Annotated in this window: 25 protein-coding genes and 1 tRNA gene; 11 read left to right on the top strand and 15 right to left on the bottom strand. The window is 67.3% G+C overall.

Going from position 1 to position 26,850, the window contains the following annotated elements; all coding sequences use genetic code 11:
- Positions 1-76: 76 nt before the first annotated feature.
- On the bottom strand, positions 77-1,345 hold the full coding sequence (gene purD / locus AC1DP9_RS06590) for a phosphoribosylamine--glycine ligase (RefSeq protein WP_092292189.1): 1,269 nt from the start codon (positions 1,343-1,345) through the stop codon (positions 77-79).
- Positions 1,346-1,427: 82 nt separating this feature from the next.
- Positions 1,428-2,153 carry a YebC/PmpR family DNA-binding transcriptional regulator gene (locus AC1DP9_RS06585; protein ID WP_092292191.1) on the bottom strand — a complete coding sequence of 242 codons (726 nt, stop codon included), beginning with the start codon at positions 2,151-2,153 and terminating at the stop codon, positions 1,428-1,430.
- 168 nt (positions 2,154-2,321) lie between these two features.
- Between AC1DP9_RS06585 and AC1DP9_RS06580 the strand changes: the two genes are divergently transcribed.
- The gene (locus AC1DP9_RS06580) at positions 2,322-3,848 is read left to right on the top strand and encodes a helicase HerA-like C-terminal domain-containing protein (RefSeq protein ID WP_092292193.1); all 1,527 of its coding nucleotides are present in this window, start codon (positions 2,322-2,324) and stop codon (positions 3,846-3,848) included.
- Positions 3,849-3,926: 78 nt separating this feature from the next.
- Here the strand turns inward: AC1DP9_RS06580 and upp are convergent, their stop codons facing one another.
- Complete coding sequence (gene upp / locus AC1DP9_RS06575) at positions 3,927-4,577, bottom strand: uracil phosphoribosyltransferase (RefSeq protein ID WP_092292195.1); 651 nt, start codon at positions 4,575-4,577, stop codon at positions 3,927-3,929.
- Between the two features lie 158 nt (positions 4,578-4,735).
- On the bottom strand, positions 4,736-5,713 hold the full coding sequence (locus AC1DP9_RS06570) for a Bug family tripartite tricarboxylate transporter substrate binding protein (RefSeq protein ID WP_092292197.1): 978 nt from the start codon (positions 5,711-5,713) through the stop codon (positions 4,736-4,738).
- 246 nt (positions 5,714-5,959) lie between these two features.
- On the opposite strand from AC1DP9_RS06570, the gene AC1DP9_RS06565 reads away from it, so the two are divergent.
- From AC1DP9_RS06565 to AC1DP9_RS06555, 3 genes are all read left to right on the top strand, one after another.
- A complete protein-coding gene (locus AC1DP9_RS06565) occupies positions 5,960-6,847 on the top strand; it encodes a DMT family transporter (protein ID WP_092293267.1) in 888 nt (295 codons plus the stop codon).
- A gap of 76 nt (positions 6,848-6,923) precedes the next feature.
- Complete coding sequence (locus tag AC1DP9_RS06560) at positions 6,924-7,712, top strand: SDR family oxidoreductase (protein WP_477106884.1); 789 nt, start codon at positions 6,924-6,926, stop codon at positions 7,710-7,712.
- Entirely contained in the window at positions 7,709-8,128 is a 420-nt protein-coding gene (locus AC1DP9_RS06555; RefSeq protein WP_092293269.1) for a methylglyoxal synthase, read from the top strand. The genes AC1DP9_RS06560 and AC1DP9_RS06555 overlap by 4 nt, the downstream gene beginning before the upstream one ends.
- Positions 8,129-8,147: 19 nt before the next feature.
- Here the strand turns inward: AC1DP9_RS06555 and AC1DP9_RS06550 are convergent, their stop codons facing one another.
- The 6 genes from AC1DP9_RS06550 to AC1DP9_RS06525 form a co-directional block, all read right to left on the bottom strand.
- Entirely contained in the window at positions 8,148-8,441 is a 294-nt protein-coding gene (locus AC1DP9_RS06550; RefSeq protein WP_092292201.1) for a YkvA family protein, read from the bottom strand.
- Between the two features lie 147 nt (positions 8,442-8,588).
- Positions 8,589-9,731, bottom strand: coding sequence for a BMP family ABC transporter substrate-binding protein (locus tag AC1DP9_RS06545; RefSeq protein WP_092292203.1), 1,143 nt, complete (start codon positions 9,729-9,731; stop codon positions 8,589-8,591).
- A gap of 72 nt (positions 9,732-9,803) precedes the next feature.
- On the bottom strand, positions 9,804-10,724 hold the full coding sequence (locus tag AC1DP9_RS06540; RefSeq protein ID WP_092292205.1) for an ABC transporter permease: 921 nt from the start codon (positions 10,722-10,724) through the stop codon (positions 9,804-9,806).
- A gap of 18 nt (positions 10,725-10,742) precedes the next feature.
- The gene (locus AC1DP9_RS06535; RefSeq protein WP_092292207.1) at positions 10,743-11,837 is read right to left on the bottom strand and encodes an ABC transporter permease; all 1,095 of its coding nucleotides are present in this window, start codon (positions 11,835-11,837) and stop codon (positions 10,743-10,745) included.
- Positions 11,830-13,398: an ABC transporter ATP-binding protein gene (locus AC1DP9_RS06530; RefSeq protein ID WP_477106883.1), complete on the bottom strand. Its 1,569-nt coding sequence runs from the start codon at positions 13,396-13,398 to the stop codon at positions 11,830-11,832. Before AC1DP9_RS06530 ends, AC1DP9_RS06535 begins: the two co-directional genes overlap by 8 nt.
- Positions 13,399-13,719: 321 nt before the next feature.
- Positions 13,720-14,625: a pirin family protein gene (locus AC1DP9_RS06525; protein WP_441593624.1), complete on the bottom strand. Its 906-nt coding sequence runs from the start codon at positions 14,623-14,625 to the stop codon at positions 13,720-13,722.
- Positions 14,626-15,304: 679 nt separating this feature from the next.
- Here AC1DP9_RS06525 and AC1DP9_RS06520 point away from each other — a divergent pair.
- From AC1DP9_RS06520 to AC1DP9_RS06505, 4 genes are read left to right on the top strand one after another with little or no spacing between them, the layout of a single operon-like run.
- The gene (locus tag AC1DP9_RS06520; protein ID WP_092292213.1) at positions 15,305-16,021 is read left to right on the top strand and encodes an ABC transporter permease; all 717 of its coding nucleotides are present in this window, start codon (positions 15,305-15,307) and stop codon (positions 16,019-16,021) included.
- Positions 16,022-16,034: 13 nt separating this feature from the next.
- Entirely contained in the window at positions 16,035-16,976 is a 942-nt protein-coding gene (locus AC1DP9_RS06515) for a glycine betaine ABC transporter substrate-binding protein (RefSeq protein ID WP_092292215.1), read from the top strand.
- 10 nt (positions 16,977-16,986) lie between these two features.
- Positions 16,987-17,640 (top strand): ABC transporter permease, encoded by a 654-nt coding sequence (locus AC1DP9_RS06510; protein ID WP_092292217.1) that lies wholly within the window; start codon positions 16,987-16,989, stop codon positions 17,638-17,640.
- Positions 17,637-18,839 (top strand): osmoprotectant ABC transporter ATP-binding protein OsmV, encoded by a 1,203-nt coding sequence (locus AC1DP9_RS06505; RefSeq protein WP_092292219.1) that lies wholly within the window; start codon positions 17,637-17,639, stop codon positions 18,837-18,839. Before AC1DP9_RS06510 ends, AC1DP9_RS06505 begins: the two co-directional genes overlap by 4 nt.
- 87 nt (positions 18,840-18,926) lie before the next feature.
- Here the strand turns inward: AC1DP9_RS06505 and AC1DP9_RS06500 are convergent, their stop codons facing one another.
- Together AC1DP9_RS06500 and AC1DP9_RS06495 are read right to left on the bottom strand one after the other, a co-directional pair.
- Positions 18,927-20,504, bottom strand: a complete 1,578-nt coding sequence (locus AC1DP9_RS06500) for an aldehyde dehydrogenase (NADP(+)) (RefSeq protein WP_477106882.1) — start codon at positions 20,502-20,504, stop codon at positions 18,927-18,929.
- 112 nt (positions 20,505-20,616) lie between these two features.
- Positions 20,617-21,375: a FadR/GntR family transcriptional regulator gene (locus AC1DP9_RS06495; protein WP_477105070.1), complete on the bottom strand. Its 759-nt coding sequence runs from the start codon at positions 21,373-21,375 to the stop codon at positions 20,617-20,619.
- A 219-nt stretch (positions 21,376-21,594) separates the two neighbouring features.
- On the opposite strand from AC1DP9_RS06495, the gene gudD reads away from it, so the two are divergent.
- Both gudD and AC1DP9_RS06485 read left to right on the top strand, forming a co-directional pair.
- Positions 21,595-22,947 (top strand): glucarate dehydratase, encoded by a 1,353-nt coding sequence (gene gudD, locus AC1DP9_RS06490; RefSeq protein WP_092292225.1) that lies wholly within the window; start codon positions 21,595-21,597, stop codon positions 22,945-22,947.
- A gap of 58 nt (positions 22,948-23,005) precedes the next feature.
- Positions 23,006-24,004: a Bug family tripartite tricarboxylate transporter substrate binding protein gene (locus AC1DP9_RS06485; RefSeq protein WP_092292227.1), complete on the top strand. Its 999-nt coding sequence runs from the start codon at positions 23,006-23,008 to the stop codon at positions 24,002-24,004.
- 81 nt (positions 24,005-24,085) lie between these two features.
- Here the strand turns inward: AC1DP9_RS06485 and AC1DP9_RS06480 are convergent.
- Positions 24,086-24,175: transfer RNA gene (locus AC1DP9_RS06480), tRNA-Ser, on the bottom strand.
- A 192-nt stretch (positions 24,176-24,367) separates the two neighbouring features.
- Between AC1DP9_RS06480 and AC1DP9_RS06475 the strand changes: the two genes are divergently transcribed.
- The gene (locus AC1DP9_RS06475; RefSeq protein WP_477106881.1) at positions 24,368-24,880 is read left to right on the top strand and encodes an outer membrane lipoprotein; all 513 of its coding nucleotides are present in this window, start codon (positions 24,368-24,370) and stop codon (positions 24,878-24,880) included.
- 76 nt (positions 24,881-24,956) lie between these two features.
- On the opposite strand, the gene hemW is transcribed toward AC1DP9_RS06475, so the two are convergent.
- Both hemW and rdgB read right to left on the bottom strand, forming a co-directional pair.
- Positions 24,957-26,225: a radical SAM family heme chaperone HemW gene (hemW, locus tag AC1DP9_RS06470; protein ID WP_477106880.1), complete on the bottom strand. Its 1,269-nt coding sequence runs from the start codon at positions 26,223-26,225 to the stop codon at positions 24,957-24,959.
- Entirely contained in the window at positions 26,222-26,836 is a 615-nt protein-coding gene (rdgB, locus tag AC1DP9_RS06465) for an RdgB/HAM1 family non-canonical purine NTP pyrophosphatase (protein ID WP_092293271.1), read from the bottom strand. The genes hemW and rdgB overlap by 4 nt, the downstream gene beginning before the upstream one ends.
- Positions 26,837-26,850 lie beyond the last annotated feature (14 nt).

Raw genomic sequence — 26,850 nt, 5'->3', positions numbered from 1 at the left:
ATGGCGCTGTCATGATTGTACCGGCTGGACTCCCGCCGCGCCTTGGAACGTGGCACGCGGGTGTCCGGCGCGCGCATCAGCGCTTGATGGCGCGGTAGCCAATGTCGGTGCGGAACTGCGCGCCGTCGAAGCGGATCTGCTCAACGGCCGCGTAGGCGGCGCGCTGCGCGGCCTTGACGGTGTCAGCCAGCCCCACCACGCAGAGTACGCGGCCGCCCGAGGTCAGCAGGGTGCCGTCCTTGAGCGTGGTGCCGGCGTGGAACGTCACGGCCTCGGCCGTCTCGGCGGGAATGCCGGTGATGGCATCGCCCTTGCGGGGCTCTTCCGGGTAGTTATAGGCAGCCATCACCACGCCTAGCGCGGTGCGGCGGTCCCAGTCTAGTTCCACCTGGTCGAGCTTGCCGTCCACGGCCGCTTCCATCACGTCGACGAGGTCGGTCTTCAGGCGCGCCATGATCGGCTGCGTCTCCGGGTCGCCCATGCGGCAGTTGAACTCGAGCGTTTTCGGGTTGCCGTCCTTGTCGATCATCAGGCCGGCGTACAGGAAGCCGGTGTACGTGATGCCATCCTTTTCCATGCCGCGCACGGTCGGCATGATGATCTCGCGCAGCGCGCGGGCGTGCAGCGCCGGCGTGACCACCGGGGCGGGCGAGTAAGCGCCCATGCCACCGGTGTTGGGGCCGGCATCGGCGTCCAGCAGGCGCTTGTGGTCCTGGCTGGTGGCCAGGGCCAGCACGTTCTTGCCGTCCACCAGCACGATGAAGCTGGCTTCCTCGCCTTCCAGGAATTCCTCGACGACCACGCGCGCGCCGGCATCGCCGAGCTTGTTGTCGGCCAGCATCATGTCGACGGCGTCGTGCGCTTCTTCCAGCGTCATCGCCACGACCACGCCCTTGCCGGCGGCCAGGCCATCGGCCTTGATCACTATCGGGGCGCCCTGGGCGTCGATATAGGCGTGCGCGCCGGCCGCATCGGCAAACGTCTGGTAGGCAGCCGTGGGGATGTTGTGGCGATGCATGAACGCCTTGGCGAAGTCCTTGGAGGACTCCAGCTGGGCGGCGGCCTGGGTGGGCCCGAAGATGCGCAGGCCACGGGCGCGGAACACGTCGACGATGCCGGCGGCCAGCGGGGCCTCGGGGCCGACCACGGTGAACGCCACCCCTTCGCGCTCCACGAAGGCGGCGAGCACCTCGGGATCGGTCAGCGGCACGTTCTGCAGGCGCTTGTCGAGCGCCGTGCCGCCGTTACCCGGCGCCACGTACACCACTTGCACCTTGGGGGACTGGGCCATTTTCCACGCCAGCGCGTGCTCACGTCCGCCCGAACCGACAACCAATACTTTCATGATCCACTGCCAGAAAAGAAACGCATGCGAAAAGCGGCAGCTGGCCGGGGCCGGGCTGCCGCCATGGGGCGCGGCGGAGGACTTAGTCCTCGATCACCGCGTTGGTGAAGACTTCCTGTACGTCGTCCAGGTTTTCCAGGGCGTCCAGGAGCTTCTGCATCTTGACCGCGTCGTCGCCGGTGAAGCTCACCTCGTTCTGCGGCTTCATCACCACATCGGCCAGCTCGGCCTTGAAACCGGCCGCTTCGAGGGCGGACTTGACCGTCGAAAAGTCGTTCGGCGGGCAGGTCACTTCGATCGAGCCGTCGTCGTTGGTCAGCACGTCATCGGCGCCGGCTTCGAGCGCGGCATCCATCAGCTTGTCCTCGGGCGTACCCGGCGCGAACAGGAACTGGCCGCAGTGGGTGAACATGAAGGCCACAGAGCCTTCCGTGCCCATGTTGCCGTTGTGCTTCGAGAACGCGTGGCGGACTTCGGCCACGGTACGGGTACGGTTGTCGGTCAGGCAGTCGACGATGATCGCCGCGCCGGCCAGGCCGTAGCCTTCGTAGCGGATTTCCTCGTAGTTCGCGCCTTCCAGGCCACCCACGCCGCGCTGGATCGCGCGCTGGATGTTGTCCTTGGGCATGTTCGCGTCCATGGCCTTGTCGATCGACAGGCGCAGGCGCGGGTTGGAGTCGGCATCACCGCCGCCGAGCTTGGCGGCGACGGTGATTTCCTTGATCAGGCGCGTCCAGATCTTGCCCCGCTTGGCGTCAGCGGCGGCTTTCTTGTGTTTGATATTGGCCCATTTTGAGTGACCGGCCATGATTCTCTCCGAGGCGGAATAGCTGTGGTGCAGCGTGCTGGGTGGCGCTTCTGGCGGCCACGCCATGTGATGGATGTGCCAATTTGCTGGCTATAATCAGCGCAGGATTTTATCACGCGGCCCCCGCCTTCCGATCCCGGATACCGCYGCTATCACCACGAGACCATCATGGCCGACCCCATCCTCATCGCCAAGAACGCCGACTGCGAGCTCGTCCTGCTGCCCGAGATGGGGAATCGGCACGGTCTCATCACCGGCGCCACGGGTACCGGCAAGACCGTCACGCTGCAGACGTTGGCGCAGGGCTTCTCGCGGCTGGGGGTGCCGGTGTTCATGGCGGACGTCAAAGGTGATCTGTCAGGCATATCCCAGGTCGGCAAGCCATCGGACAAGCTTAAGGCCCGCCTGGCGGAACACGGGCTGCCCGAACCGGTCTGGGGCGCCTGCCCGACCACGCTCTGGGATGTCTTCGGCGAAAAGGGGCATCCGGTGCGCGCGACGGTCTCGCACATGGGGCCGCTGCTGCTGTCGCGGATGCTCGAACTCAACGACACCCAGCAGGGCGTGCTGAACCTCGTCTTCCGCATTGCCGATGCCAACGGCCTGCTGCTGCTCGATGCCAAGGACCTGCGCGCGATGCTCCAGCACGTGGGCGACAACGCCAGCCAGTTCACCACCGAGTACGGCAATATCTCGGCGGCTTCCATTGGCGCGATCCAGCGCGGGCTGATCGCGCTGGAGTCGCAGGGCGCGGACAAGTTCTTCGGCGAGCCGATGCTGAACCTGGAGGACTTCATCCAGACCGAGAAGGGGCAGGGCGTCGTCAACATCCTCGCCGCCGACAAGCTGATGAATGCGCCCCGGCTGTACGCTACCTTCCTGCTGTGGATGCTGTCCGAACTGTTCGAGCGGCTGCCCGAAGCCGGTGACCTCGACAAGCCCAAGCTGGTCTTCTTCTTCGACGAGGCGCACCTGCTGTTCAACGACGCCCCCAAGGCGCTGCTGGACAAGATCGAACAGGTGGTGCGGCTCGTGCGGTCCAAGGGTGTCGGCGTGTACTTTGTGACGCAGAACCCCGTAGATATTCCCGATACCGTCCTGGGCCAGCTTGGCAACCGCGTGCAGCACGCGCTGCGCGCGTTCACGCCGCGCGACCAGAAGGCGGTGAAGGTGGCCGCCACGACCATGCGTCCCAATCCGAAGCTCAATCTCGAACAGGCGATTGGCGAACTGGGCGTGGGCGAGGCGTTGGTCTCATGCCTGGACGCCAAGGGGACGCCAGTCGTCACCGAGCGCGCATGGGTGCTGCCCCCGGGCAGCCGCATCGGCCCGGCCACGCCAGACGAGTGCAAGGCCCTGATCGCCAATTCGCTCGTGGCCGGCACCTACGAGAAGACCGTGGACCGGGAATCGGCCTACGAGAAGCTGCGCGGTAGCGTGGCGACCGCCGGCAATGGCCAGACACAGGCACAGAAACCCGGYACTCCCCAGCCGCAGGCCGAGGAGGGCGGTAGCAGCTGGGCCGGCGAAATCTTCGGCTCGCTGACCAAGGGCACCGGCAAGACCGGCCGCGGCGACTCCATCCTCGAATCGATGGCCAAGTCCGCCGGCCGGACGCTCGCCTCGCAAGTCGGCCGGGAACTGGTCCGTGGCGTGCTGGGCAGCCTGCTGGGCGGCGGCGGGCGAAAGAAGTAGGGCCGCTCAGCGCGGCCCATCCTCATTAAATATGGCGCATGAGGCGTATGAGGCGCATCAAGCGCCTCACAATTCACATCAGTTCTTCGTGCCGAACAGCCGGTCTCCGGCATCGCCCAGGCCCGGGATGATGTAGGCGTGCTCGTCCAGATGGCTGTCCAGCGATGCCACGTATAGCCGCACGCCCGGGTGGGCCTTCTGGAACACTTCCACGCCTTCCGGCGCGGCGACCAGTGCCACGAAGGTGATGGCTTCGTCCTTCACGCCGCGCCGCTTGAGCACATCAACCGCGTGCGCGGCCGAATAGCCCGTGGCGACCATCGGGTCGCAGAGGATGAAGCTGCGGTCTTCCACGTCCGGCAGGCGCACCAGGTACTCCACCGGGCGATGCTGTTCGTCTCGGTACACGCCGATATGGCCGATACGGGCCGACGGAATCAGCTCGACCAGGCCATCGCTCATGCCTACGCCGGCGCGCAGCACCGGCACGATGGTCAGCTTCTTGCCGGCGATGACCGGGGCTTCCAGCGGCACCAGCGGGGTCTCGATGCGGCGCGTGGTCAGCGGCAGGTTGCGCGTGATCTCGTAGCCCATCAGCAGCGTGATCTCGCGCAGCAGCTCGCGGAACGTGCGCGTGGACGTGTCCCTGTCGCGCATGTGCGAGAGCTTGTGCTGGATCAGCGGGTGATTGAGGATGAACAGATTGGGGAAACGCGGATCTTGTTTCATGGCGGCGGCAGGCTCGGCGGAGGGTGGTGGGCGCGCGGGCCTGGCAAGGCCGGCGCGGCGCCCGATGCAGCGGGATTGTAATGGATGCCGCCCCGCTCCACGCGGCCATCTCCGCCACCATCCGGGCCGCCGGGCCCCGCCTTTGATCTCGTCCCGCCTTAGTCCACCGTGATGGCCGCCGACTTCGCCACTTTGCCGAAGCGCTCGTACTCGGTCAGCGTCAGCGTCTGGAGTTCGGCCGCGCTCGATCCCTTCGGATTGAAGCCGGCCTGCTGCAGCTTGTCGCGCACCTCGGGGCGGGCCAGCGCCTCCACGAAGGCCGCGTTGAGCGCCTGCACCACCGGCGCCGGCAGGTTAGCCGGGCCGTAGACGCCGAACCACGGCTCCACGGCGTAGCCGGGCAGGCCGGCTTCGGCCAGGGTCGGCACGTTGGGCAGCGACGGCGCGCGGGTCTTGCCGGCCACTGCCAGCGCGCGCAGCTTGCCCGCCTGGATATGGGGCAGCGAGGCGGGCAGGTTATCGAACATCACCTGGATATGGCCGCCAAGCAGGTCGTTGATGGCCGGGCTGCTGCCTTTGTAAGGCACGTGGGTCAGGCCGGTCTGGGTCATCTGGGAGAACATCGCGCCGGCCAGATGCATCGACGTGCCGGTCCCCGCCGTGGCATAAGTCAGCCCCGGGTGCGCCTTGGCATAGGCAATCAGCTCCGGCACGGTCTTCACGGGCAGGCTCTCGCTGACTTCGAGCACGATGGTCGAGGTGCCCAGCAGGCTGATCGCCGTGAAGTCCTTGCGGGGGTCGAACGGCACGTGCTTGTAGATGTGGGGATTGAGCGCGTTCGTCGAAATCGCGCCGAAGCCGATGGTGTAGCCATCGGCAGGCGCCTTGGCCACGGCTTCCATGCCGATGTTGCCGCCTGCGCCGGGGCGGTTCTCCACCACTACCGGCTGGCCGAGCTTCTCGGCTACGCGTTGGCCGACGGTGCGGGCGACGAGGTCCGTGGTGCCGCCGGCGGCGTAGGGCACCACGAAGCGGATCGGCTTGGCGGGGAAGGCATCGGCGGCGCCGGCGGGGGTGGCCGCGGCGGCGAACAGGACGCCGGTGGCAAGGACGGCGCGGGCGAACGGGAAGGGCATGGCTCGGTGTCTCCGTATTTCTCTAGTTTCTTTATATGACAGGGCGCCAGGACGGCGCGGGCCATTGTAGGGGAAAGCCGCTGGTGCCGCGCGCCGCACCCCGGCGCGCCTTGCGCCTTTTGACATACAATCGACGCGTTCCGGCCCCGCGTCTTCCCCGCGTCACCGCCCCGCGACTGCGGCCGGCATCCGAACCCTGCGTCTCCCGTGCCCGCTTCCCAGAAGTCCCTGTCCACGCCCGCCGAACTGCCCGCGCCGCAGCGCTACGGGCTCGCCGTCGCGGCCGTCGGCGCCGTGCTGTTTTCCGCCAAGGCCATCGTGGCCAAGCTGATGTACCGATATAGCGTCGATGCCGTCATGGTCATCACGCTGCGCATGCTGTTCGCGGTGCCGCTGTTCATGGCCATCGGCTGGTGGCAGGCACGCAAGCTGCCGGCGCTGTCCTGGGCCGATCGCGGCCGGGTGGTCTTCCTGGGCTTCATCGGCTATTACCTGTCCAGTTTTCTCGATTTCCTCGGCCTGCAGTACATCACCGCCGGCCTGGAGCGGCTGATCCTGTTCCTGACGCCGTCCTTCGTGCTGCTGACCACCGCGCTGGTGTTCCATCGGCCGATCCACGCCCGGCAGTGGATGTCGCTGCTGCTGGCCTATGCCGGCATCGTGCTGGTGTTCGCCCATGACCTCGACGTGAGCGGCGCGCAAGTCTGGCTTGGCGGCGCGCTGGTGCTGGCCAGCGCCTTGTCGTATGGTGTGTACCTGATCCTGAGCGGCGAGCTGGTCAAGCGCGTCGGCTCGCTGCGGCTGGTGGCCTACGCGATGTGCGTGTCCACGGCCTGCTGCGTGGTGCAGTATGTGGCGCTGGGCCGTCCGCTGGCGGCGCTGGCGCAGCCGGCCCCGGTGATGTGGCTGTCACTCATCAATGCGGTGTTCTGTACCGTGCTGCCGGTGTCGTTGACGATGATCGCGGTGGCGCGCATCGGGGCGCCGATGGCGTCGCAGGCGGGCATGATCGGCCCGGTGTCGACGCTGCTGCTGGCCTTCTGGCTGCTCGGCGAGCCGATCACGGGCTGGCAGATCGCCGGCAGCACGCTGGTGCTGGGCGGCATGTATTTGTTGTCGAGCCGCCGGGCCTGAATATTTTCGAGAGCAACCGGGACGCCGCATCAAGAGCCGGCGCCCGGTTTTAGCAACCAAGGAAGGAGAGCAAGCGATGGATTTCGGACTGCGCGGTAAGCATGCGCTGGTGTGTGGCGCCAGCAAGGGACTCGGGTTTGCGTGCGCCGACGCGCTGGCGGCCGAAGGTGTGGACGTCGTGATCGTGGCGCGCGGCGCCGATGCGCTGGAAAAGGCCGCCGCCGACCTGCGTGCCCGATAYGGCCGCCGCGTGCTGGCCGTGGCCACGGATATCACCACGCCCGAGGGCCGCAAGCTCGCGCTGGACGCCGTGGCCAAGCTCGGCGACCTCGACATCCTCGTGAACAACGCCGGCGGCCCGCCCCCCGGCAATTTCCGCGACTGGGGCCGCGACGCCTGGCTCGCCGCCATCGACGCCAACATGCTGACCCCGATCGAGCTGATCAAGGCCACCGTGGACGGCATGATCGCGCGCAAGTGGGGCCGCATCGTCAACATTACGAGCGGCGCGGTCAAGGCACCGATCGACGTGCTGGGTCTCTCCAACGGCGCACGCTCGGGCCTGACCGGCTTCGTGGCCGGCCTGGCGCGCGAAGTGGCGCAGCACGGCGTGACCGTGAACAACCTGCTGCCCGGCCCGTTCAACACGGACCGCCTGTTCAAGACGATGGAAGGCGGCGCCAAGAAGGCCGGCCTGAGCGTGGAGGAAGTGGCCGCCAAGCGCGCCGCCGCCAACCCCTCGCGCCGTTTTGGCGAGCCGGCCGAGTTCGGCGCGACCTGCGCGTTCCTGTGCAGCAAGCAGGCCGCCTACATGACGGGCCAGAACGTGCTGCTGGACGGCGGCGCGTACCCGGGGACGTTCTGATGGGCAAGCCGCGCATCGCGCTGATCGCCCACGATCACAAGAAGGACGACATCGTCGCCTTTGCCGGCCGTCACCGCGAGATGCTGGCGCGCTGCGACCTGCTGGCCACCGGCACCACCGGTGGGCGCATCGCGGCTGAAACCGGCCTCGAGGTGGAGCGCATGCTGTCCGGCCCGTGGGGCGGCGATCTCCAGATCGGCGCGCAACTGGCCGAGGGCCGGGTGACCGCGGTGATCTTCCTGCGCGATCCGATGACCCCGCAGCCGCATGAACCGGACATCAACGCGCTGGTCCGGGCGTGCGATGTCCACAATGTGCCGTGCGCGACCAACCTCGCCACGGCCGAACTGCTGCTGGTGGAACTCGCGCGGCACTGCTTCGAAGACGAAAAAGCCGCCGGAACGCCGGCGGCTTGAGTCGGGACAGACGTTGCCGTCAGCGCGGCCGGATCGTGGTCGCGGTGGCGCGCATCGTCGCCTGCCGCAGGATGTGCGGCGGCAGCCGCTTCAGGATCAGGTGGACGGCCAGCGGAATCAGCACCACGTCATCGACAATGCCGAGCCCGGCGATGAAATCGGGAATCAGGTCGATCGGGGAGATGGCGTAGAACACCAGCCCCAGCGCGGCGGGTTTGAGCCACGCGGGCGCGTCGGGATGACGCAGCGCGAACCAGAGCAGGCGGCCGTCGCGGCGCACCAGCGTCCACAGGGCCGAAATTCGCTTCCACATATGGGCCTCCTTATCCACACGCAACACGCGCAACACGCGCAGCCAGTGCGCATGCAGGGATAACTTGGGCCGATGCAGGGGGATTCAAGTTCCCCTCCGCCCGAGGCAGCGGACGGAGGGGCGGTCAGTCAGGCCTGAAACCGGCGATCAGCCCGGCACGTTGCCTTCCACGCCTTCCACGTAGAACTTGATGTCGTGCAGGAACTTGTCGTCGGCGACCTGATCCTTGGCCAGCTGTTCCTTGCCGGCGTTGTCCTTGAGCGGACCCTTCCAGATCGGGGCGGTGCCGTCGATCACCCCCTTCTTGCGTTCCTCGACCAGCGCCTTCACGTCATCCGGCACCACGGCGTTGAAACCCTTCAGGTCGATCATGCCTTCCTTGAGGCCCCACCACGTGGTGCTGTTCTTCCACTGCTTGTTCAGCACGTCTTCCACCACCTTGTTGTAGTAGACGCCCCAGCTAATGACGGAGGCGGCCAGGTGGGCCTTTTCGCCGAACTTGCTCATGTCGCTGTCCCAGCCGAACGCGTAGACGCCCTTCTCCTGCGCGGTCTGGACGACGGCGGCGGAGTCGGTGTTCTGCATCAGCATGTCCACGCCCTGGCCGATCAGGGTGGTGGCGGCCTCGCGCTCCTTGCCCGGATCGAACCACTTGTTCACCCACACCACCTTGACGGTGGCCTTGGGGTTCACGCTACGCGCGCCGAGCGCGAACGAGTCGATGTTGCGGATGACCTCGGGAATCGGCACCGACGCCACCACGCCCATCTTGCCCGACTTGCTCATCTTGCCGGCCACCACGCCAGCCAGGTAGGCGCCTTCATAGGTGCGTACGTCGTACTGGGCGAGGTTGTCGGCGGTCTTGAAGCCGGTGGCGTGCTCGAACTTCACGTCCGGGAATTCCTTGGCCACCTTCAGCATCGATTCCTGATAGCCGAACGTGGTGCCGAAGATCAGCTTGTTGCCCTGGCTGGCCAGGTCGCGGAACACGCGCTCGGCGTCCGCGGCGGACTCGGGCACGTTCTCGACGAACGAGGTCTTCACCTTGTCGCCGAACTTGGCTTCCACCGCCTTGCGACCGGTGTCATGGGCGAAGGTCCAGCCGGCGTCGCCCACCGGGCCGATGTAGACGAACGCCACCTTGAGCGGTTCGCTGGCGGCGGCTGCCGGCGCGGAGGCCGGGCCTGCCGTCTCGGCCGGCTTGTCGGCCTCTTTCTTGCCGCAGCCGGCCAGGGCCAGTACGGCGGTGGCGGCCAGGGCTGCCAGGGTGGTCCTGCGTGACACGATCATCGATCTCTCCTTGAAAAACGTCTTGTGATGCGTTTGGTTTTGACTACTGGTTGGCTCGAAAAAACGGAAACATCAGGCATTGCCCGGGCGGAACGGCTTGCCCAGCGAGGCCGGCATATTGAGCCGGATCCACGCCGGGTTCCGCGAAATCAGCGCCAGCACGACGATGGTGGCCGCGTACGGCAACATCGACAGCACCTGCGACGGCACCGACACGCCAATGCCCTGCAAATAGAACTGGAGGATGGTCACGCCGCCGAACAGCCACGCACCCACCAGCACCCGGCCCGGACGCCACGTGGCGAAGGTGGTCAGCGCCAGCGCGATCCAGCCCCGGCCCGAGACGAGGTTCTCCACCCACATCGGCGTATAGACCAGCGACAGGTAGGCGCCCGCCAACCCGCAGCAGGCGCCGCCGAACAGCAGCGCGCCGAAGCGGATCCAGCGCACCGGGTAGCCCAGTGCATGGGCGGACTCCGGGGACTCGCCGATCGCGCGCAGCGTCAGCCCGGCTCGTGTGCGGAACAGGAACCAGGTGATCGCGGCACATAGCAGAATGCTGAAATACACCATCCAGTGATGCTGGAAGAAGGCCGGCCCGACAAACGGGAGGTCGGCCAGGAACGGCACCGACTTGGCCTGCGCGGGCATGGCGTAGCCGACGAAGCGCTGCGCCATGAAGGCCGACAGGCCTGTGCCGAAGATCGACAGCGCCAGGCCCGTGGCCACCTGGTTGGTGGCCAGCACCAGCGCCAGCCACGAGAACAGCGAAGCCATCAGCATGCCGGCCAGCGCGCCAGCCGCGAAGCCGAGCATCGGCGACTGGGTTTGGTAGCCGACCATGAAGCCGAACGCGGCGGCCACCAGCATCATGCCTTCGGCGCCGAGGTTGAGCACGCCGGCGCGCTCGTTGACGAGCAGGCCCAGCGCGGCCAGCAGCAGCGGGGTGCCGGCGTTGATCGCCGTGGCGATCAGGGGAGCGAGTTGTTCCATATTGTTATCGGCTCCGGTTCAGGCGGCCCGGGCGCGCCAGCGCAGCCGGTTGTCGATCAGCGTGTCGCACGCCAGCAGGAAGAACAGCAGCATGCCCTGGAACACCCAGCCGATGGCCGAGGGCAGCCCCAGCCGCGACTGCGCCATCTCGCCGCCTATATAGAAGAGCGACATGACGATGCCGCCGAACACGGCGCCCACCGGATGCAGCCGCCCCACAAAGGCGACGATGATGGCCGTGAAGCCGTAGCCGGGCGAGATCGACGGCAGCAGCTGTCCGATCGGCCCCGTCACCTCGAACGCGCCCGCCAGCCCGGCGGTGCCGCCCGAGATCATCAGCGCACTCCACAGCGCCTTGCGCGACGAGAACCCCGCGTAGCGCGCCGCCAGCGGGGCGGTGCCGCCCACCTGGAGCCGGAAGCCGGCAAAGCTGCGGAAGACGAACACCGTCATCGCCGCCACCAGCACCAGCATGACCAGGAAGCCCACGTGCAGCCGCGAGCCGGACAGCAGGTTCGGCAGCAGGAACTCGGACGAAAACACCTTCGACTGCGGGAAATTCATCCCCGCCGGGTCCTTCAGCGGCCCGTTGACCACCCACAGCAGCAACTGCTGGGCGATGTAGGTCAGCATCAGCGAGACCAGGATCTCGTTGGCGTTGAAGCGGTCCTTGAGCAGCGCCGTGATGGCCGCCCAGGCCATGCCGCCAACGATGCCGGCCAGCCCGGCGATGACCAGCACCGCCGGCCCGGAAATGGTGTGGCCCGGTGTGTCGAAATAGAGCACGGCGGCCCCGGCGAAGATGCCGCCGAGGATCAGTTGCCCGTCCGCGCCGATATTCCAGACATTGGCCCGGTAGCAGACCGACAGCCCCAGCGCGCAGAGCACCAGCGGTACGGTCTTGAGCAGCACTTCGCCAATCGCGCGCTTGTCTTTCAGCGGATCGACCAAAAACACCTTGAGCGCGGCCACGGGGTCCTTGCCGAGCACCAGGAACAGCAGCGCGCCGAACAGCAGCGTCAGCACCAGCGCGAATAGCGGCGAGGCGTAGGCCATCGGGCGCGACGGGGCGCCGCGCGGCGCCAGCGTCAGCGGGGAGCGGAGATCAGCCATGGCTAGCCCCCTCCGTGGTGGCGTGCGGCCGTTCGCTGGCCGGCCCGCCCTCCCATAAGCCGCTCATCCACAGGCCGACCTGCTCGCGCGAGGCCGATTCCACCGGAATCGACGGCGACAGGTGTCCCTTGGCCATCACATGGAGCCGGTCGCACAGGCCGAACAGCTCGTCGAGTTCCTCGGACACCACCAGCACGGCGCAGCCGGTGGCCTTGAGCGCGAGGATTTCGTTGTGGATCTGTGCGGCGGCGCCTACGTCCACGCCCCAGGTCGGTTGCGCCACGATCAGCACTTTCGGACTACTTTCGATCTCGCGTCCTACGATGAATTTCTGGAGATTGCCGCCCGACAGGCTGCGCGCCAGCGCCGCCGGCCCGCTGGCCTTGACGCGGAAGCGGCTGATGATGCCGGCCGCCAGCCCCTCGGCCGCCTTCGGCGACACCATGCCGCCGCGCACATAGGGCGGCGTCTGGCGCGACAGCAGGGTATTGGCCGACAGGCTCATGCCCGGCACCGCGCCCCGGCCTAGCCGTTCCTCGGGCACGAAGGCGAGCCCTACGCGGCGGCGCGCGGCGGCGTCGAGCCGGCCCACCGGTTGCTGGTCGATCTGCACGCTGCCCGCCGCGCCACGCGGGTCCTCGCCGGAGAGCGCCGCCAGCAGTTCCTGCTGGCCGTTGCCGGACACCCCGGGGATGCCGACGATCTCGCCGGCATGCACATCGAGCGCAATCTGTTGCAATTCAGTGGCGAAGGCGTGGGCGCGCGGCACCGAGAGGTCGCGCACGGCCAGCCGCACCGGCCCGCGCTCGGTGGTCACGCGGGCCTCGCGCGGCGGCTCGCCGCCGATCATCAGCCGCGACAGCGACGTCGCGCTTTCCGCGCGCGGGTCGCAGACGCCCGTCACCCGGCCCATCCGCATCACGGTGGCGTGATGGCACAGCGCGCGGATCTCGTCGAGCTTGTGACTGATATAGAGGATGCTGGTGCCTTCCTCGGCCAGCTGGCGCAGCGTGACGAACAGCGTCTCCACAGCCTGCGGGGTCAGCACCGAGGTGGGCTCGTCCAGGATCAGCAGTTGCGGCCGGGCCAGCAGCGCGCGGACGATCTCCACGCGCTGGCGCTCGCCCACGGACAGCGTGTGCACGTGGCGGTTCGGTTCCAGCGGCAGGCCGTAGCGCGCCGCCGTGTCGCGGATGCGTTCGGCCAGTTGCTTCATCCCGCCGACTTCCTTCGGCGGCAGGCCGAGGGCGATGTTCTCGGTCACGGTCAGCGTGTCGAACAGCGAGAAATGCTGGAAGACCATGGCGATGCCCAGGTTGCGGGCGTCGTGCGGGCTGGCGATGGCGACCGGCGCCCCGTTGAAGTGCACCTCGCCGGCGTCCGGACGGACCGCGCCGAAGATGATCTTCATGAGGGTGGATTTGCCGGCGCCGTTCTCGCCAAGAACAGCGTGGATCTCGCCGGGGGCGACGGAGAGGCTCACGTCGTCATTGGCGGTCACGCCGGGATAGCGCTTGGTGATGTGGGCAAGCGCCAGCCTGGGGGGAAGTTGTAATGTCACTGAGGCGGCTCGGATTGTTGTGGCAGCAACGTTGAGATCAGGCACGTGACAGCGGCTGTGCGTGGCGCAGCATCGCCGCGCGGCAGGTTGTCATCATCATGGTGTCGTGATGCCCGGAATTTGCTGTGGATTATATAAGTGCGCGGGGGTTCGGCGGCCCGTTTCCGGCCGCAGGCCATGCCCCACAACGGTTACAGGCAGGTTGCAAGTCGCGTGCCGAGCACGCGGGCAAGAAAAAACCGCCGCGCTGTCACGAGGACAGGGCGGCGGTCAGCAAGGGCCTCGGCGCATGGCCGGGGCAGGGGAGGAGGTTAGCGCCGGTCAGGCATTGGCTGCCACGCCAAAACGGCCTTCGCGGAAGTCGGCCAGCGTCTGGTAGATCTGTTCCTGCGTGTTCATCACGAACGGGCCGTACTGCGCGATCGGCTCGTTCAGGGGCTGGCCGGCAATCACCAGGAACTGGGCATCCTGCGTGGCGGTCACGACCACGCCATCGGCCCCGCCGGCGTTGTCGAGCACGCCCATGCGCTGCGCTTCCACCACGGCATCGCCGATCCGCACTTCGCCCTGATGCACATAGACAAAGGCGTTATGGCCGGCCGGCACTGCCTGCGTGAAGGTCTGCCCGGCAGGCAGGTTCACGTCGAGGTAGATCGGCGCGGTGACCGGACGCGTCATGGCCCCGGCCACGCCGTGGGAGGCGCCGGCCAGCACGCGTACGGTGCCGCCGGAAGGCAGCGCCACAGTCGGGATCGACGCCGCCGGCATGTCGCGGTACCACGGCGTGGTCATCTTGTCCGCGGCGGGCAGGTTCAGCCAGAGCTGGAAGCCTTCCATGCGGCCGTCTTCCTGCTCGGGCAGTTCCGAGTGCACTACGCCGGAGCCAGCCACCATCCACTGCGCGCCGCCGCCTTCGAGCAGCCCTTCATTGCCGGCGCTGTCGCGGTGACGCATGCGGCCAGCCAGCATGTAGGTGATGGTCTCGAAGCCCCGGTGCGGGTGATCGGGGAAGCCGCCGATGTAGTCGTCCTTGTTGTCGGTGCCGAAGGCGTCGAGCATCAGGAACGGGTCCAGCCGGCGTTGCAGGTTCTGCGTCAGCACGCGGGTGAGCTTCACCCCGGCGCCATCGGACGTGGCAATGCCGCGCACCACGCGATCGACGGTGCGCGAGCGCTCAACGGTCTCCTGGGCGGTGGCCGGAACGGTGGCGAGAGTGCGGGTTTCCATGTTGTGGTTTCTCCTGTGGCGGACGGCCCTCGGCCGTCTCTGCATACCCGTAAATGTAGGGGTTTGGTGGCAAAGCGGTAGACGGCGGGCGGGCAACAGATTGTTCCAATCGTGTTGCAAATGAGTGCTCAGTCAGTGCATGGCTGCAACGGACTGGCCGGCGTTTTAGAAGCCGAAAGATCGCCGCCAGATGGCCGAAGAAGGCGTCTGAAACCATCTCGGAAAACGCGAAGATGACAGATTGACAGAAGTTGTGTAGAATAGCGCTCTCTTTGTCATCCGTTGCTGGAAATTGCTGTGATCCGGTTTGTGCCGGAATCCCCGCGATCCCTTGTCCAGCAACGGCCGATTGACCGGCGGCGCCCACCGAAGCGCGTTTCCACAACGACACCAGTCGCCGCCACTGGCCAAGCCGGATCGAACTGATCCGATTGCGCCGCTACCGGGCGATTCGCACCCACCGCTGTACCGCGCGAATCCCCTTCACAAGGCTGTCCCGCCCCTCGCGTGGCAGCCACAAGTCCGTCCGCTGGCAATCGTGCCAGTCATGGCGGCAAGGCAATCTGAACCGGGCCCCGGCGGGCACCCATCCGAACTACCGCCGGCCCTTTTGTTTTCCGCTTCCGGGAAGTGGCGCCTGATGCTCATGGTGCTGCCCCCGGCTTTGGAAAGGGGGAATATGTCGAAGCAAACCATCCGGGCATTGGCCTGGAGCGGTGTCATTGCCGCCGCGCTGGCCGGTCTGGTCGCGTGGATTGGCGTGGATGTGATCCATCAGTATCACGAGCGTCTGTTCTACGACGTAGGCGACCACCTGCGTCTGGTCGCGATCTCGATGGCGATGGCACTCGTCACCGGCGTGCCGGCGGGCATCGCGCTGAGCCGGCCCTGCATGCGCCGCTGGGCGGACCGCCTGATGCAGATCTTCAATATCGGCAATACCGTGCCGTCGCTGGCCGTGCTGGCGCTTGCGCTGGCGGTGCTCGGCATTGGCGAGCGCCCGGCGGTGCTGGCGCTGTGGCTGGCGTCGCTGCTGCCCATCGTGCGGAATACGTACGAAGGGCTGCGCAACGTCTCGCCGGCGCTGCGCGAGGCCGCGCGCGGCATTGGCATGACGCCGTGCCAGCGCCTGGTGCGCGTGGAACTGCCCAACGCGCTGCCCGTGATCCTGGCCGGGGTGCGCATCAGCCTGGTGATCAACGTGGGCACCGTGCCGCTCTCGTTCCTGATTGGCGCCAACAGCCTTGGCGAGCTGATCTTCCCGGGCATCTACCTGAACAACCAGCCGCTGCTGCTGCTGGGCGCCGCGGCCACCGCGCTGCTCGCGCTGCTGCTGGACGCGCTGTTCGCCACGGCCGGCCATATCTATCTGCGCCGCCGCGGGCTGGCGTACTGAGGAGTCGAATTACATGGGAATGCAACGAAACTGGGAGCGCCGGCTGTTCTGGCTGTTCGCCGTGGTGGGCGTGGCGGCTGCCGCCGTGCTGCTGGGCACCGCGCCCGCCCGCGCGCAACAGCCGGCCGGCGAGCCTGTGCGGGTGGGCGGCAAGAACTTCACCGAGCAGCTGATCCTGTCGTCGATGACCACGCAGTACCTGCGCGCCAAGGGCATCAACACGGAAGTCACCTCGGGCCTGGGCAGCACGCTGATGCGCCAGGCCATGGAGTCCGGCCAGCTGGACGTGGTGTGGGACTACACCGGCACCGCGCTGATCGTCTTCAACAAGGTCGAGGAAAAGCTGGACGCCGAGCAGAGCTACGCACGCGTGAAGCAGCTGGACGCCGCGAAGGGTCTGATCTGGCTGGACGCCTCCAAGGTCAACAACACCTACGCGCTGGCCATGCCGAAGGAGCGCGCCGAGCCGGGCCTGACCACGCTGTCCGCCTACGCCGCCAAGCTGCGCGAGAAGGCCGCCGATGACAAGGCCCGCCCGTTCGCCGTGGACATGGAGTTCGCCGCGCGCCCGGACGGCCTGGAGCCGCTCAAGGCCGCCTACCAGCTGCCGCTGGGCCGCAAGGACGTGATCCAGCTCGATCCCGGCCTGGTCTACACCGCGCTCAAGAACAATCAGGTCGATCTGGGCCTGGTCTACACCACCGATGGCCGTGTGAAGGGCTTCGACCTCGTGCTGCTGGAAGACGACCTGCACTTCTTCCCGCCGTATAACGCCGTGCCCGTGGTGCGCAAGGCTGTGCTCGACAAGCGGCCGGAACTGGCCGGCCTGCTCAACGCGCTGTCCGCCCAGCTGGACAACGCGGCGATGACCGACATGAACTATCAGGTCGATATCGGCCAGCAGCCGGTGGACAAGGTGGCAGGAGACTTCCTGCGCAGCCACGGACTGATTTGAGGAGCCGCCCATGGATTTGCTGACTTATCTCGCGCATAGCTGGCCGACGCTGCTGCGGCTGACCGGCGAGCATCTGGCGCTGGTGGGCTCCGCCGTGGGGCTGGCCATCCTGATCGGCGTGCCGCTCGGCATCCTGATCACGCGCCACCGCTTCCTGGCCACGCCGCTGCTGGCGCTGGCCACGGTGGTGCTGACGCTGCCGTCCATCGCGCTGTTCGGGTTGATGATCCCGATCTTCGCGCGCTTCGGCCACGCGCTCGGCTACGTGCCGGCCGTGACCGCCGTGTTCCTGTACTCGCTGTTGCCGATCATGCGTAACACCTACACGGCGCTGGCCAATGTCGATCCCGGCATCCAGGAGGCCGGCCGTGGCATCGGCATGACCACCTGGCAGCGCCTGCGGCTGGTGGACCTGCCGCTGGCCGTGCCGGTGATCCTGGGCGGCGTGCGCACGGCCGTGGTGATGAACATCGGCGTGGCCACCATTGCCGCCATCATTGGCGCCGGTGGCCTTGGGGTGCTGATCCTGCAAGCGATCAGCCAGAGCAACATGAGCAAGCTGGCCGTGGGCGCGGTCCTCGTCAGCGTGCTCGCCATTGTGGCGGACGCCGGCCTGCAAGCCCTGCAGCGCGCGCTGACGCCGAAAGGAATCCGCCAACCATGATCGAACTCGACCAACTCACCAAGTCCTTCCACCAGAAGGACGGCACGGAAGTGCGCGCCGTGGATGCCGTCTCGATGACGGTACCCAAGGGCGAGATCTGCGTCTTCCTGGGCCCCTCGGGCTGCGGCAAGACCACCACGCTCAAGATGATCAACCGGCTGATCGAGCCCACCTCGGGCACGGTCCGCATCGAGGGCGAGGACACCGCCGGTATCGACGGCGTGGCGCTGCGCCGCAAGATCGGCTATGTGATCCAGCAGATCGGCCTGTTCCCGAACATGACGATCGAGGAAAACATCATGGTCGTGCCGCGCCTGCTCGGCTGGGACAAGCGCCGCTGCCGCGAGCGCGCCCGGGAGCTGATGTCGATGGTGCAGCTCGACCCGGACAAGATGCTGGGCCGCTACCCGCGCGAGCTGTCGGGCGGCCAGCAGCAGCGCATCGGCGTGATCCGCGCGCTGGCGGCGGACGCTCCCGTGCTGCTGATGGACGAGCCGTTCGGCGCGGTGGACCCGATCAACCGGGAGAGCATCCAGAACGAGTTCTTCCAGATGCAGCGGCAGCTCGGCAAGACCGTGATCATGGTGTCGCACGACATCGACGAGGCGATCAAGCTGGGCGACAAGGTGGCCGTGTTCCGGCGCGGGCAACTGGTGCAGTTCGACCATCCGGACGCGCTGCTGGCCCACCCGGCGGACGACTTCGTGCAGGCCTTCGTCGGCCATGACAACACGCTCAAGCGCCTGCTGCTGGTGCGCGCGGGCGATGCGGCGACGATGCCGCCGAGCTGCCGTCCGGACATGTCGCTGGCCGAAGCGTTCGGCGTGATGGACGAAGCCGACGTGCGCCACCTGCCTGTGATCGATGAGGCGCAGCGCGCGCTGGGCTACGTCACGCGCCGCGACGTGCGCAACGCGCTGGCCAAGGGCGGTAGCTGCGCCGATGTGCTGCGCCCGTTCGCGGTCAGCGCCGCGTTCGACGAGCACCTGCGCATCGTGCTGTCGCGCATGTACCAGCACAACACGAGCTGGCTGCCCGTGGTGGACGGCGATGGTGTCTACCTGGGCGAAGTCACGCAGGAGTCGATTGCCGACTACCTGAGCTCGGGGCGCTCGCGCGGCAATGCGCCGGTGATTCCGCCGCCGGTGTCGTCGCCCGTCACCACGCCGAGTTCGGCGCCGATGCGGGTGGCCGCCTGATCGCCTGATCGCGGCTGGAACGCCCTCCGCCATGAAAAACGGCCGCTTGCGCGGCCGTTTTTTCGTCCATCAGAACAACGACGCGGCTCAGGCGCGGCCGAGTTCACCGTCCTTCAGGCGCCACAGGTTCAGCGGATTGCCATCCTGCACGGCGGCCGGCAGCAGGGCGGCCGGCACGTTCTGGTAGCACACCGGACGCAGGAAGCGGTCGATCGCCGAAGCGCCCACCGAGGTCGTGCGGGTGTCCGACGTGGCCGGGAACGGGCCGCCGTGCACCATCGCGAACGACACTTCCACGCCGGTCGGGTAGCCGTTGAACAGCACGCGGCCCACCTTGCGTTCCAGCGCCGGCAGCAGGCGCGCGGCCACGGCCTTATCACCGGCATCGGCCTGCACCGTGGCCGTCAGCTGGCCTTCCAGGATGCGGGTGACGGCGAGCAGCGTGTCCACGTCGCGGCAGGTGACGAGCACCGTCGACGGGCCGAACACTTCGGCATGCATGCGGTGATCGGCGATAAAGCGTTCGGCGGAGGTCTCGAAGAACGCCGGACGGGCCTGGTTCGGACCCGTGCCTGCCAGGCCGCAACCCGGGCGGGTCAGGCCTTCCACGGCGGACAGTTGCGCCACGCCACGCTCGAACGCCTGATGGATGCCCGGCGTGAGCATCGTGCCGGCGGCCTTGGCCGATACCGCTGCCACGGCGGCGGCGCGGAAGGCGTCCAGCGCCGGGCCTTCGATGGCCAGCAGCAGGCCGGGATTCGTGCAGAACTGGCCTACGCCCATCACCAGCGAATCCACCAGGTMACGTGCGATGGCTTCGCCGCGCGCGGCCAGTGCCTCGGGCAGCAGGTAGACCGGGTTGATGCTGCTCATCTCGGCGTAGACCGGAATCGGCTGCGGACGCTCGTTGGCGACCTTGACCAGCGCCATACCGCCCGTGCGCGAGCCGGTGAAGCCCACGGCCTGGATCACCGGATGGGCGACCAGCGCGGTACCGATTGCGATGCCGGCGCCCATCACGAGCGAGAACACGCCTTCCGGCAGGCCGTTATCGGCAACTGCCTTTTGAATCACACGTCCGACCAGTTCCGAGGTGCCCGGGTGCGCCGGGTGGGCCTTGACGACCACCGGGCAGCCTGCGGCCAGCGCGGAAGCGGTATCGCCACCGGCCACCGAGAACGCGAGCGGGAAGTTGCTGGCGCCGAACACGGCCACCGGACCGACGGGGATGTTCTGCATGCGCAGGTCGGGGCGCGGCGGGGTGCGCTCGGGCAGGGCGCTGTCGAGCGTGGCGTCTTGCCAGCGGCCGTCGCGCACCACACGTGCGAACAGGCGCAGCTGGCCGGCGGTACGGCCGCGCTCGCCCTGCAGGCGGGCGATCGGCAGCGCCGTCTCGGCGTGCGCGCGCTGGACCAGTTCATCGCCCAGTGCCTCGATGCCTTCGGCGATCGATTCGAGGAAGCGCGCGCGCTGCTCGGGCGTGGTCGCACGATACGTGTCGAAAGCCGCCTCGGCCAGTTGGCAGGCGCGGTCCACATCGGCGGCATTGCCACCGTGGAACGTCGGGGCCAGGGTCTCGCCCGTGGCCGGGTTGATGGCCTGGAAAGTGTCTTCGGTGCCGCGTACGGCATTCGCGCCGATCAGCATCTCGCCGGTAAGAGTCATGGTGTATCGATCCTGCGTCGTATCAGAAACATGTCATAAGACATCATATGACATCGGAAAGTCGCCCGCAACCGCGCCGCCCCCAATTACCGAAGGGGCCGCGCGCATGGCGTCAGGCGGAAGAAGCGGAGGAGCCTGCCAGGGCAGAAGCCTTGCGCAGGCGCTCGCGGCTGTTGGTCAGGTGCATGCGCATGGCGGCCTTGGCGGCCTCGGGATCACGGCGCTCGATCGCATCGTAGATGCTTTCGTGCTCGAAGTTGACGCGCTCCAGGTACTGCTCGCGCTCGGGCGTGCTGACCTGCAGGCGGCTGCGCGGAATCACCATCGTGCCGAGGTGGCCCATGATGTCCGTGAAATAGCGGTTGCCGGTGGCGCGCGCGATGGACAGGTGGAACTCGAAATCCGAGCCCACGGCGTCGCTGCCTTCGGAAGCCTTGCGTTTCATGTCGTCGAGCGCGCGGCGGATGGCCGTGAGCTGCTCGTCGCTGCGCCGCGTGGCGGCCAGGCTCGCGGCCTCGGCTTCCAGGCTGACGCGGAATTCCAGCATCGCCAGCACGTCCATGGCCGTGACCATGGCCGAGGGGTCGATGCGGAACGGCGAATGGGTCTCCACCGGGCGGGCCAGCACGAAGGTGCCGATGCCATGGCGGGTCTCGACCAGGCCGCTGGCTTGCAGGCGCGAAAGTGCCTCGCGCACCACTGTGCGGCTCACGCCGAGCGTGGCCATGATCTCGGATTCCGTTGGCAGCTTGTCGCCGGGCTTGATCTGGCCCTGCTGGATGCTCTCGGTCAGGTTACCCACTACTTCCTCGGCAAGCGTGCGGCCGCGGCGGCGCAGGGGAGCGGGCGAAGTTATCGGGACATTGGACATGGGTAGGGGAAACTGAGGTATTGACCGTCGCAAGATGCGCTCATTATACTGCGTCGTAAGTCATACGATGACAGATAACGCACAGGTTTGCGAGACCCCTTGCCATAATCGGCATCGATCTGTTGCGTATGGCGGCCAAACATCACAAGCAGGGCGCAGTCTCGATGTGGAGCGCGAACCCGGCATCACCCTGAAACGCGTTTTCGGAGACAGATCCACATGACCGCATCCCAACATGCCGCCGGCGGCGTCACGCCCGTCGTCACCGAGTTGACTGTCGTCCCCGTGGCGGGCCACGACAGCATGCTGATGAACCTGTCCGGCGCGCACGGCCCGTACTTCACCCGCAATATCGTGATCCTCAAGGACAGCGCCGGCAATACCGGCGTGGGCGAGGTGCCGGGCGGGGAGGGCATTCGCCAGACGCTGGAGGATGCGCGTCCGCTGGTGGTGGGCCAGCCGATCGGCCAGTACCAGGCCGTGCTGAACAAGGTGCGCGCGACGTTCGCCAACCGCGACGCCGGCGGCCGTGGCCTGCAGACCTTCGACCTGCGCATCACCATCCACGCCGTCACGGCGATCGAGGCGGCGATGCTCGACCTGCTCGGCAAGCACCTGCAGGTGCCCGTGGCCGCGCTGCTCGGTGAAGGCCAGCAACGCGACGCCGTGGAGATGCTCGGCTACCTGTTCTATGTAGGCGACCGCCAGAAGACCACGCTCGACTACCGCACCGAGCCCGATGGCGACAACGAATGGTTCCGCGTGCGCAATGAAGTGGCGATGGACGCCAAGGGCGTCGTCCGTCTGGCCGAGGCCGCGTACGAGCGCTACGGCTTCAACGACTTCAAGCTCAAGGGCGGCGTGCTGAGCGGCGACGAGGAGATGGAAGCCATCATCGCGCTGCACGAGCGCTTCCCCAAGGCGCGCGTGACGCTGGACCCGAACGGCGGCTGGCTGCTGGCCGACGCGATCCGCCTGTGCCGTGACAAGCACGGCATCCTGGCCTACGCCGAGGACCCCTGCGGCGCTGAAGACGGCTATTCGGGCCGCGAGATCATGGCCGAGTTCCGCACCGCCACCGGCCTGCCGACCGCCACCAACATGATTGCCACGGACTGGCGCCAGATGGGCCACGCGGTGCGCCTGCACTCGGTGGACATTCCGCTGGCCGACCCGCACTTCTGGACCATGCAGGGTTCGGTGCGCGTGGCGCAGATGTGCGCGGAGTGGGGCCTGACCTGGGGTTCGCACTCGAACAACCATTTCGATATTTCGCTGGCGATGTTCACCCACGTGGCCGCCGCCGCGCCGGGCCGCGTCACCGCCATCGACACGCACTGGATCTGGCAGGACGGCGAGCACCTGACGCGCAGCCCGCTGAAGATCGAGGGCGGCCTGGTGCAGGTACCCAAGACGCCAGGGCTGGGTGTGGAACTCGACATGGACGCGCTGGCACGCGCCAACCGTCTCTATCAGGAGAAGGGTCTGGGCGCGCGCGATGACGCCATCGCCATGCAGTTCCTGATCCCGGGGTGGAAGTTCAACAACAAGGCGCCGTGCATGGTCCGGTAACGCGTCCGATCACGGATTCAAGCATTAAAGATAAGACAGTAAGACAGGAGACAAGACAATGCTGAAACAGAAGACGCTGTTCCGCCGGATTGCCGGTGTATTCGTCGCCCTGGCCGTGGGCGCCACGGTCAGCAGTGCGGCCGTGGCGGCTGGCACGGCCTGGCCGCAGAAGGCCGTGACGATGGTGGTGCCGTTCCCGGCCGGTGGGTCGTCAGACACCATCGCCCGCGTGCTGGCGCAGCCGCTCAACGACAAGCTGGGCCAGCCGTTCGTGATCGACAATCGCCCCGGCGCCACGGGCGCGATCGGCGCGACCTTCGTCAAGCGTGCCCCGGCCGACGGCTACACCCTTCTGGTGGCCTCGATCGGCGTGTACGCGGTCAACCCGTTCCTCCAGAAGAACCTGGCCTACGACCCGGCCAAGGACTTCGACCTGCTGACGGTGGCCGTGCGCGCGCCGAACGTGCTGGTGGCCAACCCGAACTTCCCGGCCAAGAACCTGGCCGAGCTGGTTGCGCATATGAAGAAGAACCCGGGCAAGGTGAGCTTCGCTACCTCGGGCGCGGGGTCGTCTGACCACCTGACCGCGGCGCTGTTCTGGCAGAAAAGCGGTACCGATGGCCTGCACGTGCCGTACAAGGGCGGTGCGCCGGCCATCTCGGACCTGCTCGCGGGCCAGGTCGATGTCTCGTTCCAGAACCTCAACGCGGTCATCCAGCACATCCGCACGGGCAAGCTGCGCGCGCTGGCGATTACGTCGGACAAGCGCTCGGCGCTGCTGCCGGACGTGCCGACGATGGCCGAGGCCGGCGTCAAGGATGTGGAAGTCTATTCGTGGCAGGCCGTGGCCGCCCCGAAGGGCCTGCCGGCCGACGTGAAGTCGCGCCTGCACGGCGCGCTGGTCAGCGCACTCAAGGAGCCGGGGATGCAGAAGAAGCTGGGCGAGCAGGGCTTCGAGATCGTCGCCAACACGCCGGAGCAGTTCGTCCAGTTCGAGAACGAAGAACTGAAGCGCTGGAAGACCGTGATCGAGCAGGGCAAGATCACGCTGGAGTAAGCGCCAGGACCGAATCACCGTGGGGGTCAATGCTCCACTGCAGTCCTTCGCCCCGCCTGAATGGCGGGGTTTTTTATTGTCTGGCGGAAGCGGTGAGATTCGAACTCACGGATGGGTCACCCCATCGGCAGTTTTCAAGACTGCTGCCTTAAACCACTCGGCCACGCTTCCTTGGAGGGCCGCATTATACAAGGTGGCGGCGGCCCGTAGTGTGATGCCCTCGTCAATCGCCTTGTCTGCGGTGTCGGTGTTTGTCGGACACAGCGGAACCTTGTGAGCCGGTTCGCCTCATATTGGCAGGACGCGCGGCGCCTGCACACCGCGCGTTGGCATGTCAAACAAGCGATAGAGGAGGACTTATCCATGCAGCAACATCGCAGCAAATCATGGCTGGCCCTTGGCGCGCTGGCCTGTGCAGCCACCCTGGCAGGGTGCGCGCAGCCCGGCTACAACGGCTATGGCAACTACAACAACGCCCCGCCGAACACGGGCTATCAGGACCCGAACCAGAGCACCTACCAGGCTCCGGCGGGCTCGGTGTTCACGGGCCGCGTGGAGTCGATCGAGCCGATCAACTCCACGCAAGGCAGCTCGGGCCTGCTCGGCACCGTGATCGGCGGCGCGGCGGGCGGCCTGCTCGGTCACCAGATCGGCGGCGGGCGTGGCCAGACCGTGGCGACCATCGGCGGTGCCGTGGCGGGCGCCGTGGCCGGCAACCAGATCGAGAAGCGGGCGGGCAGCAATACGCAGACCGTGTATCGCGTGAACGTGCGGCTGGACGATGGCCGGATGGCCACCGTGACCCAGAGCAATCTCGGCAACCTGCGCGTGGGCGACCGGGCGCGTGTGGCCAACGATATGGCCACGCCGTACTGAGTACGTACTTCGTAGTTCTACGAAAAAAGCCACGCGACATGCGTGGCGTTTTTCATGGGGGCAGGAGGGCGCCGGCTCAGTCCTTCAGGAACATCTCCTGGAGGTCGTTCAGGAAGCGCCGGCCCAGTTCGGTCGGGCGGATCGTGGCGAGGTCGGCTTCCAGCAGGCCCTTCTTCTCGGCCTCGGCCAGCGTCTTGCTGATGGTGTGCAGCGGCAGGCCGGTGTAGTCGTGAAAGCTCGATGCCGGCACGCCGTCGGTCAGCCGCAGCGCGTTGAGCATGAACTCGAACGGCAGCTCGTCGGCGCTCACATCGCGTGATTCCTGCACGGCGTTGCCGGCCATCGCCTCGCGCATGTAGGTGGCGGGGTGTTTGTGCCGCATCTGGCGCAGTACCCGGTGCGGGAACGACAGCTTGCCGTGCGCGCCCGCCCCGATGCCGAGGTAATCGCCAAAACGCCAGTAATTGAGGTTGTGCCGCGCCTCCCGGTGCGGCTTGCCGTAGGCCGAGGTCTCGTAGTGGCGGAAGCCGGCCTCGCCGGTGCGGGCGTCGATGATGTCCTGCATCTCGTAGGCGATGTCCTCGTCCGGCAGTGCGGGCGGGTACTTGGCGAACAGCGTGTTCGGCTCCAGCGTCAGGTGGTACATCGACAGGTGCGTGGTGCCATAGGCCAGCGCCGCTTCGAGGTCGCGCACGCATTCCTCCACGGTCTGGCCCGGCAGCGCGTACATCAGGTCGAGGTTGACGTTGTCAAAGCTGGCCTGCGCGATGTCGATGGCCGCGCGCGCCTCGCGCTCGCCGTGGATGCGGCCCAGCGCCTGGAGATGCCGGTTGCTGAAGCTCTGGATGCCGATCGACAGCCGGTTGATGCCGCTCGCGCGATAGCTCGCGAACCGCTCGGCCTCGAAGGTGCCCGGATTGGCTTCCATCGTGATCTCGGCGTCGGCATCGAGCGGCAGCAGTGCGCGGATGTCCGACAGCAGCCGGTCCATGCCGGCGGCGGACAGCAGGCTCGGCGTGCCCCCGCCGATGAACACCGTATGCACGGGGCGGCCCCAGACCAGCGGCAGCGATTGTTCCAGGTCGGCGCGCAGGGCGTCGAGGTAGGCGTCTTCGGGGATGTCGTGGCTGTCTTGTCCGCCGACGGTGCCCGGCGCCGCGTGCGAGTTGAAATCGCAATACGGACACTTGCGCACGCACCACGGGATGTGGACGTAGAGCGAGAGCGGCGGGGAGCCGGGCAGGGCGATCTGGCCCGGCTTGAGCCAGAGTTGCTGGTTGTCGGCGGGAGAGACGGGAGCCGAGACAGCCGGCTTGCCGCTGCTGACGGGGTGAATCGGAATCATGCGCGAACCTTCAGGCTGGCCGCCTGGAGCCGGGCCACCAGCCCCTGGAGCGCCAGCGCGCGATGGCTGATGGCGTTTTTCTCTTCCGCGCTCAGTTCGGCGGCCGTCTTGCCGATGCGCGGGAGCAGGAAATGCGGGTCATAGCCGAAACCGCCGGCGCCGCGCGGGGCATCGACCACCTCGCCGGCCCAGGTGCCTTCGGCGATGATCGGGCGCGGGTCGTCGGCATGGCGCACCAGCACCAGCACGCAGTAGTAATGCGCGTGGCGATTGAGCTTGCCGGCCAGCTGCGAGATCAGGTGCGCGTTGTTGGCTGCGTCGGACTTCGGCTTGCCCACGCTTTGCGCGTAGCGGGCCGAGTACACGCCCGGCGCGCCGTCCAGCGCGTCCACGCAGATGCCCGAGTCGTCGGCCAGCGCCGGCATGCCGGCGAGGCGGCTGGCGTGGCGCGCCTTGGCCAGCGCGTTCTCGACGAAGGTCGGATGCGGTTCCTCGGCTTCGGGAATGCCGAGGTCGCCCTGCGGCACCACGTCGATGCCAAGCGGCATCAGCAGCGCGCCGAACTCGCTCAGCTTGCCGGGATTGTTGGAGGCCAGCACAAGGCGTTGCATCGTCATCCCCTTTT

The sequence above is a fragment of the Cupriavidus sp. 01L43 genome (assembly GCF_056399925.1).
Note: the sequence above shows the minus strand (reverse complement) of the source record. Positions and strands in the feature narration are given on the sequence as shown.

Coding starts and splice junctions, on each gene's coding strand:
- hemW (WP_477106880.1), bottom strand. CDS start 26,225: ATGATTCCGATTCACCCCGTCAGCAGCGGCAAGCCGGCTGTCTCGGCT.
- AC1DP9_RS06585 (WP_092292191.1), bottom strand. CDS start 2,153: ATGGCCGGTCACTCAAAATGGGCCAATATCAAACACAAGAAAGCCGCC.
- AC1DP9_RS06475 (WP_477106881.1), top strand. CDS start 24,368: ATGCAGCAACATCGCAGCAAATCATGGCTGGCCCTTGGCGCGCTGGCC.
- AC1DP9_RS06520 (WP_092292213.1), top strand. CDS start 15,305: ATGTCGAAGCAAACCATCCGGGCATTGGCCTGGAGCGGTGTCATTGCC.
- AC1DP9_RS06570 (WP_092292197.1), bottom strand. CDS start 5,713: ATGCCCTTCCCGTTCGCCCGCGCCGTCCTTGCCACCGGCGTCCTGTTC.
- AC1DP9_RS06495 (WP_477105070.1), bottom strand. CDS start 21,375: ATGTCCAATGTCCCGATAACTTCGCCCGCTCCCCTGCGCCGCCGCGGC.
- AC1DP9_RS06545 (WP_092292203.1), bottom strand. CDS start 9,731: ATGATCGTGTCACGCAGGACCACCCTGGCAGCCCTGGCCGCCACCGCC.
- gudD (WP_092292225.1), top strand. CDS start 21,595: ATGACCGCATCCCAACATGCCGCCGGCGGCGTCACGCCCGTCGTCACC.
- AC1DP9_RS06515 (WP_092292215.1), top strand. CDS start 16,035: ATGGGAATGCAACGAAACTGGGAGCGCCGGCTGTTCTGGCTGTTCGCC.
- AC1DP9_RS06525 (WP_441593624.1), bottom strand. CDS start 14,625: ATGGAAACCCGCACTCTCGCCACCGTTCCGGCCACCGCCCAGGAGACC.
- AC1DP9_RS06550 (WP_092292201.1), bottom strand. CDS start 8,441: ATGTGGAAGCGAATTTCGGCCCTGTGGACGCTGGTGCGCCGCGACGGC.
- AC1DP9_RS06505 (WP_092292219.1), top strand. CDS start 17,637: ATGATCGAACTCGACCAACTCACCAAGTCCTTCCACCAGAAGGACGGC.
- purD (WP_092292189.1), bottom strand. CDS start 1,345: ATGAAAGTATTGGTTGTCGGTTCGGGCGGACGTGAGCACGCGCTGGCG.
- AC1DP9_RS06485 (WP_092292227.1), top strand. CDS start 23,006: ATGCTGAAACAGAAGACGCTGTTCCGCCGGATTGCCGGTGTATTCGTC.
- upp (WP_092292195.1), bottom strand. CDS start 4,577: ATGAAACAAGATCCGCGTTTCCCCAATCTGTTCATCCTCAATCACCCG.
- AC1DP9_RS06540 (WP_092292205.1), bottom strand. CDS start 10,724: ATGGAACAACTCGCTCCCCTGATCGCCACGGCGATCAACGCCGGCACC.
- rdgB (WP_092293271.1), bottom strand. CDS start 26,836: ATGCAACGCCTTGTGCTGGCCTCCAACAATCCCGGCAAGCTGAGCGAG.
- AC1DP9_RS06510 (WP_092292217.1), top strand. CDS start 16,987: ATGGATTTGCTGACTTATCTCGCGCATAGCTGGCCGACGCTGCTGCGG.
- AC1DP9_RS06535 (WP_092292207.1), bottom strand. CDS start 11,837: ATGGCTGATCTCCGCTCCCCGCTGACGCTGGCGCCGCGCGGCGCCCCG.